The following is a 6,045-nucleotide window of genomic DNA, read 5'->3' as shown; positions in this document are numbered from 1 at the left end:
TTCGGCCTTCCGGCGTTTCCGACTCTATCAGATCCTTTCGGGCCTGATTCCCAGTCAGAGTGGGTTGTCTTTGCGGCTGTTGGGCCGTTCCGACGAGTGAGACTTTAGCGGATTCCTTGCCTCCGACGCTAATCGGGCGGCTCGCGCTCAAACCTTCGAACGCGGATTCCTCATTTCGCAAAAACGCACGAAAGCACGACGACGCAGCGAAGCATCGTCAGCTGTAGTGGGTCTTGCGGAATGGCTGTCCGGGGCCGACCTGGGTCGGTGCTCACGTCGGACAACTCGGAGAACACTACGGACGGCGCAATCCCATGTCAACCCCGGTCCTCGGGCGTAGCCTCTCCGTATGACTACGCATGCGCGCACGACTCAGTGGTGGGCCGCCTGACGGCGGCCCGCGCTCACGCATGCACCAGCGGCCGCCGCCTCGGCGGCCGTTCGCGTATCCCCCTCCGGGAGTGCGGCCGACGGGTCGGCGCACAGGAGAGAGGGAGAACGAACGCGATGAAGCGGATCTTCAGCGGGATCAAGCCCACGGGGCACCTGACGCTGGGCAACTACCTGGGGGCCGTACGACGGTGGGTCGACATCGACCAGCACCGGAGCGACGCGCTGTTCAGCATCGTTGATCTGCACGCCCTGACCGTCGAGCACGATCCGGCTCGGGTTCTACGGCTCAGTCGACAGGCGGCCACGCTGTTGTTGGCGGCCGGCCTGGAGCCGAAGCTCTGCACGGTGTTCGTGCAGAGTCATGTGGACGAGCATGCCCGGCTGTCATACGTGCTGGAGTGCACCGCCACCGACGGCGAGCTGCGGCGGATGATCCAGTACAAGGAGAAGGGCGCGCGGGCGCGGGCCGCCGGGGAGAGTGTGCGGCTGTCGCTGCTGACGTATCCGGTGCTGATGGCGGCCGACATCCTCGCCTACGGGACCGATGAAGTGCCGGTCGGTGAGGACCAGACGCAGCATGTGGAGCTGACCCGGGATCTGGCGGTGCGGTTCAACCAGCGGTACGGCCATGTGTTCACCGTGCCGAGGGCGACGCATCCGGAGGTGGCGGCGCGGGTCATGGATCTGCAGGACCCGCTCTCGAAGATGGGTAAGTCCCACGAGAACGGCGCCGGCATCGTCTATCTGCTGGACGACGCTGACACGGTACGGCGGAAGATCATGCGGGCCGTGACCGACAGCGGTCGGGATGTCGTCTACGACCGGGAGGCCAGTCCCGGGGTGGCGAATCTGCTCGATCTGCTGGCCGCTTCGACAGGTGGGAACCCGGAAGCCCTGGCCGGTGTATATGAGTCGTACGGATCTTTGAAGCGGGACACGGCGGACGCGGTGGTCGAGATGCTGCGGCCGGTCCGGGAGCGGCATGCGGAGCTGGCGGCCGATCCCGGGCATGTGGACCGGGTGCTACGGGACGGGGCCGAGCGGGCCCGGGGGATGGCACGGCCGTTGGTGGACCGGGCCTATCGGGCGATCGGGTTGTTGCCTGCCGCCGCGTGACGGAAGGCGTGGCGGTAGTCGCGCGGGCTGGTGGCGAGGTGCGAGGCGAAGTGCTGGCGCATCGTGACCTCGCTGCCGAAGCCCGCGCGGCGGGCGACTTCGGGGAGGGGGTGGTCGGTGAGTTCGAGGAGTTTCTGCGCGGCGGCGATGCGCTGGGTGATGAGCCAGTGGAGAGGGGTGGTTCCTGTGGTGGCCTGGAAGTGGCGGGCGAAGGTCCGTGGCGACATATCCGCGCGGGCGGCCAGGCTCGCGACGGTGTGGGGCTCGTCGAGGTGGGCGAGGGCATAGGAGCGGACGGCGGCGAGGGCGTCGGCGTCGCGGTCGGCTCGGGGGGTGGGGTGCTCGATGAATTGGGCCTGGGTGCCGGTGCGGAAGGGGGCGGTGACCATCGAGCGGGCGATCGTGGCGGCGGCTTCGGCTCCATGGGTGGTGCGGACGAGGTGGAGGCAGAGGTCGATGCCGGCGGCGGTGCCGGCCGAGGTCCAGATACCGGAGTCCTCGACGAAGAGGGCGTCGGGCTCGACGGTGATCCGAGGGTGCCGGGCGGCGAGGGTCTGGGCGAGGTGCCAGTGGGTGACGGCGCGGCGGCCGTCGAGGAGTCCGGCCTTGGCCAGGACGAAGGCGCCCGCGCAGAGGGAGGCGACGGGGGTACCCGCGGCATGGGCCCGGCGGAGGGCTTCGAGGACGGCGGCGGGTGTGTCGGCGTCGGGGTCCTCGATGCCGGGGACGAGAACGAGGTCTGCCCGGGCGAGCCAGTCGAGGGGGCGGTCGGGGGTGAGGGTGAGACCGCCGCGGAGGGAGATGGGGGTGGCCGGGTCGGCGGCGACGCGGCGGAGTTCGAAGGGAGGGACACCACGGAGGCGGCGTCCGCTGCCCCAGACCTCGGTGATGACCGAGATGTCGAAGGCGCGGATGCCGGGGAAGGAGATCAGGGCGATGCGCTGGGGTTCCGCCGGGGCCGTCGGCATGGATGGCAGTAAACCATCGATCGTCGGCTTCCTCTCCTCTGGGACGAGGGGTGCGAGGGCGGCAGCATCGTGGGCATGGAGATCGCACAGAACGCAGCGCTGGTTGTCGTCGACGTACAGAAGGGCTTCGAGGAGGAGTTCTGGGGGAAGCGGAACAACCCGGCCGCCGAGGGGAACATCGCGGCACTGATCGATCTGTGGCAGGAGACGGGGCGGGCGGTGGTGTTCGTACGGCACGATTCGCCGGCCGGGTCGCTGTCACCGCTGCGGGTGGGGCATGTGGGGAACGACTTCAAGGACTTCGTCGAGGAGCGGAGGGGGAAGGGCAGCGGGCGGGAGCTGCTGGTGACGAAGAGCGTGAACTCGGCGTTCTACGGGGAGCCGTCGCTGGACCTGTGGCTGAAGGGGGAGGCCATCGCGCAGATCGTGATCGTCGGGATCCAGACGAACATGTGCAACGAGACGACAGCGCGGATGGGCGGGAACCTCGGGTACGACGTGGTGTTTCCGCTGGACGCGATGCACACGTTCGACCTGGAAGGGCCGTTCGGGTGGGCGGCTACGGCGGAGGAGCTGACCCGGGCGACGGCGGTGTCGCTGCATGGCGGGCGGTTCGCCCGGGTCGTGTCGACGGAGGACGTGCTGAAGGGCGCGGCGGCCGCGTAGGCCGGGGGCCGGTCAGCCGTTGCCGGAGGCGAGCTCGCGGCTGCGGTCGCGAGCGGCTTCGAGGGCGGCGATGAGGGCGGCCCGTACCCCGTGGTTCTCCAGTTCGCGGATGGCGCTGATGGTGGTGCCGGCGGGGGAGGTGACGGCCTCGCGGAGCTTGACGGGGTGTTCGCCGCTGTCGCGGAGCATCACGGCGGCGCCGATGGCGGCCTGGACGATCAGGTCGTGGGCCTGGGCGCGGGGCAGGCCGAGGAGGATGCCGGCGTCGGTCATGGCCTCGACGAGGAAGTAGAAGTAGGCCGGGCCGGAGCCGGAGAGGGCGGTGGCGGCGTCCTGCTGGGACTCGGGGACACGCAGCGTCTTGCCGACGCCTCCGAAGATCTCCTCGGCGTGGACGAGGTGCTCGGACGTGGCGTGGCTGCCGCCGGAGATGACGGACATGCCCTCGTCGACGAGGACGGGTGTGTTGGGCATGACGCGGACGACGGGGGTGCCGGCGGTGAGCCGTTCCTCGATGAAGGAGGTGGGGATGCCGGCGGCGGCGCTGATGACGAGGCGGTCGGCGCTGACGTGGGGGGCGAGTTCGTCGAGGAGGCGGCCCATGTCCTGGGGCTTCACGGCGAGGATGAGAGTGTCGGCGCGCTTGGCGGCCTCGGCGTTGGTGACGGGCTCGACGCCGTAGCGGGCGCGCAGTTCTTCGGCGCGCTCGGTGCGGCGGGCGGTGACGAGGAGGTTGGCGGGGCGCCAGCCGGCTCGGATCATGCCGCTGAGGAGCGCTTCACCGATCTTGCCGGTGCCGAGGACTGCGACGGTCTGGGTCATGGCTCTGTTCACCTCGCCGGAAGGGGCATGCGCCTGTCCATCTGCGTGGACACTTCGTCCACGTGCAGGAACATCCTCGCACCGCGCGGGTTCGCGCGGTGCGAGCGTCCGAGGGGCGGTCAGGCGGTGCGGCGGCGGAGCGTCGCGGCGCCGAGGGCGAGGACCAGGAGGGCGCAGCCGGCGACGACGAGGGCGTCGAGGACGAAGTCTCCGGTGATGTCGGGGTGCCGGAGGACCTCGTTCATGCCGTCGACGGCGTACGACATGGGCAGTGCGTTGGAGATCCCTTCGAGGACGGGTTGCATCTGGTCGCGCGCGATGAAGAGGCCGCAGAGCAGCAGCTGGGGGAAGATCACGGCCGGCATGAACTGGACGGCCTGGAACTCGGAGGCGGCGAAGGCCGAGACGAAGAGGCCGAGCGCCGTACCGAGGAGGGCGTCGAGCAGGGCGACGAGCAGGAGGAGCCAGGGGGAGCCGACGACGTCGAGGCCGAGGACGCCGAGGGCGAGGCCGGTGGCGAGGGCGGACTGGACGATGGCGAGGAGTCCGAAGGCGAGGGCGTAGCCGGCGATGAGGTCGCCTTTGCCCAGGGGCATGGCGAGCAGGCGTTCCAGGGTGCCGGAGGTGCGTTCGCGCAGGGTGGCGATCGAGGTCACGAGGAACATCGTGATCAGCGGGAAGATGCCGAGCAGCGAGGCTCCGATGTTGTCGAAGGTCCGGGGGCTGCCGTCGAAGACGTACCGGAGCAGGAAGAGCATCACGCACGGGACGAGGATCATCAGGGCGATCGAGCGCGGGTCGTGGCGCAGTTGCCGCAGGACGCGGGTGGCGGTGGCGAGGGTGCGGGCGGTGCTCATCGCTGGGGCTCCTCGATGGGTCGGGACTCCTGGGCCGGCCGGGGCTCGTCGAGGTGTGCGGCCGCGCGGGCGTTGGCGGCGTCGACGAGGTGGAGGAAGGCCTCTTCGACGGTGGCGGTGTCGTTGCGGCGGCGCAGGGCGTCCGGGGTGTCCTCGGCGAGGATCTCGCCTTCGCGCATGAGGAGCAGCCGGTGGCAGCGCTCGGCCTCGTCCATGACGTGGGAGGAGACGAGGATGGCGGCGCCGCGTTCGTCGGCGATGCGGTGGAAGAGGTTCCACAGGTCGCGGCGGAGGACGGGGTCGAGGCCGACGGTGGGTTCGTCGAGGACGAGGACCTCGGGAGTGCCGAGGAGGGCGACGGCGAGGGAGACGCGGCTGCGCTGGCCGCCCGAGAGCCGGCCGGCGAGTGAGTCGGCGTGCGAGGCGAGGTCGACGTCGTCGATGGCCCGGGCGACGGCGGCACGGCGGTCTTCGCGGTGGGCGCGGCCGGGGAGAAGGACGGCGGCGAAGTAGTCGAGGTTCTGGCGGACGGTGAGGTCGTCGTAGACGGACGGCGCCTGGGTGACGTAGCCGATGCGGGAGCGCAGGGCGGCGTCGCCGGCCGGGCGGCCGAGGACCTGGAGGGTGCCGGTGACGTTGGCCTGAGTGCCGACGATCGCGCGCATCAGGGTGGATTTTCCGCAGCCGGAGGGGCCGAGGAGGCCGGTGATCCGGCCGACCGGGACGGTGAAGTCGAGGCCGCGCAGGACGGTGCGGTCGCCCCGTACGGCGGTGAGGCCGTGCGCGACGACGGCCGGCTGCGTGACCTCGCCGGAGTAATTCATCATGTGATGAATATTGCGCGTGGGGGTGCGGTCGTCAAGCGTTGGGGGCGGTAGGAAAGGGGTGGGTCGGCCGATGCGCGCGGCGGGGGCAGGCTGGCCGGGTCTCGGCGGATGCGGCTGACGGGGGTCGGCGGAAACGCCCAGGACGCCCGGCGGGGCCGGGCGTCCTGGGGGGCGTTGCCTGTGTCGGTGTACGGGTACGGCGGAGTACCGGTACGGGTCGGGCTGCCGGTACGGCGGAGTGCCGGTACGGGTCGGGGTGCGGGTACGGCGGAGTGCCGGTACGGGTCGGGGTGCGGGTACGGCGGAGTGCCGGTACGGCGGAGTGCCGGTACGGCGGAGTGCCGGTACGGCGGAGTGCCGGTACGGCGGAGTGCCGGTACGGCGGAGTGCCGGTAC

Annotated in this window: 6 protein-coding genes; 2 read left to right on the top strand and 4 right to left on the bottom strand. The window is 70.6% G+C overall.

The features are described from left to right. Window positions 1-507 precede the first annotated feature (507 nt). Entirely contained in the window at window positions 508-1,509 is a 1,002-nt protein-coding gene (trpS, locus tag ACZ561_RS23965; RefSeq protein ID WP_470998514.1) for a tryptophan--tRNA ligase, read from the top strand. Here trpS and ACZ561_RS23960 read toward each other — a convergent pair. Continuing rightward, window positions 1,473-2,477 carry a GlxA family transcriptional regulator gene (locus ACZ561_RS23960; RefSeq protein ID WP_470998512.1) on the bottom strand — a complete coding sequence of 335 codons (1,005 nt, stop codon included), beginning with the start codon at window positions 2,475-2,477 and terminating at the stop codon, window positions 1,473-1,475. The two genes, trpS and ACZ561_RS23960, sit on opposite strands and share 37 nt — an antisense overlap. A gap of 75 nt (window positions 2,478-2,552) precedes the next feature. On the opposite strand from ACZ561_RS23960, the gene ACZ561_RS23955 reads away from it, so the two are divergent. Continuing rightward, complete coding sequence (locus tag ACZ561_RS23955) at window positions 2,553-3,143, top strand: cysteine hydrolase family protein (protein ID WP_470998509.1); 591 nt, start codon at window positions 2,553-2,555, stop codon at window positions 3,141-3,143. 12 nt (window positions 3,144-3,155) lie between these two features. Here ACZ561_RS23955 and proC read toward each other — a convergent pair whose 3' ends face one another. From proC to ACZ561_RS23940, 3 genes are all read right to left on the bottom strand, one after another. Then, the gene (gene proC / locus ACZ561_RS23950; protein ID WP_329119232.1) at window positions 3,156-3,965 is read right to left on the bottom strand and encodes a pyrroline-5-carboxylate reductase; all 810 of its coding nucleotides are present in this window, start codon (window positions 3,963-3,965) and stop codon (window positions 3,156-3,158) included. A 119-nt stretch (window positions 3,966-4,084) separates the two neighbouring features. Next, window positions 4,085-4,822, bottom strand: coding sequence for an ABC transporter permease (locus ACZ561_RS23945; protein ID WP_470998506.1), 738 nt, complete (start codon window positions 4,820-4,822; stop codon window positions 4,085-4,087). Continuing rightward, window positions 4,819-5,649 carry an ABC transporter ATP-binding protein gene (locus ACZ561_RS23940; protein WP_376443736.1) on the bottom strand — a complete coding sequence of 277 codons (831 nt, stop codon included), beginning with the start codon at window positions 5,647-5,649 and terminating at the stop codon, window positions 4,819-4,821. Before ACZ561_RS23940 ends, ACZ561_RS23945 begins: the two co-directional genes overlap by 4 nt. Window positions 5,650-6,045: the final 396 nt, after the last annotated feature.

The sequence above is a fragment of the Streptomyces sp. NPDC039609 genome (assembly GCF_055596705.1).
This window is presented reverse-complemented; position numbering and strand designations above follow the sequence as displayed.

Bases quoted from the DNA above. Each gene is read 5' to 3' on its own strand.
- trpS (WP_470998514.1), top strand. From the start codon at position 508: ATGAAGCGGATCTTCAGCGGGATCAAGCCCACGGGGCACCTGACGCTG.
- ACZ561_RS23960 (WP_470998512.1), bottom strand. From the start codon at position 2,477: ATGCCGACGGCCCCGGCGGAACCCCAGCGCATCGCCCTGATCTCCTTC.
- ACZ561_RS23955 (WP_470998509.1), top strand. From the start codon at position 2,553: ATGGAGATCGCACAGAACGCAGCGCTGGTTGTCGTCGACGTACAGAAG.
- proC (WP_329119232.1), bottom strand. From the start codon at position 3,965: ATGACCCAGACCGTCGCAGTCCTCGGCACCGGCAAGATCGGTGAAGCG.
- ACZ561_RS23945 (WP_470998506.1), bottom strand. From the start codon at position 4,822: ATGAGCACCGCCCGCACCCTCGCCACCGCCACCCGCGTCCTGCGGCAA.
- ACZ561_RS23940 (WP_376443736.1), bottom strand. From the start codon at position 5,649: ATGATGAATTACTCCGGCGAGGTCACGCAGCCGGCCGTCGTCGCGCAC.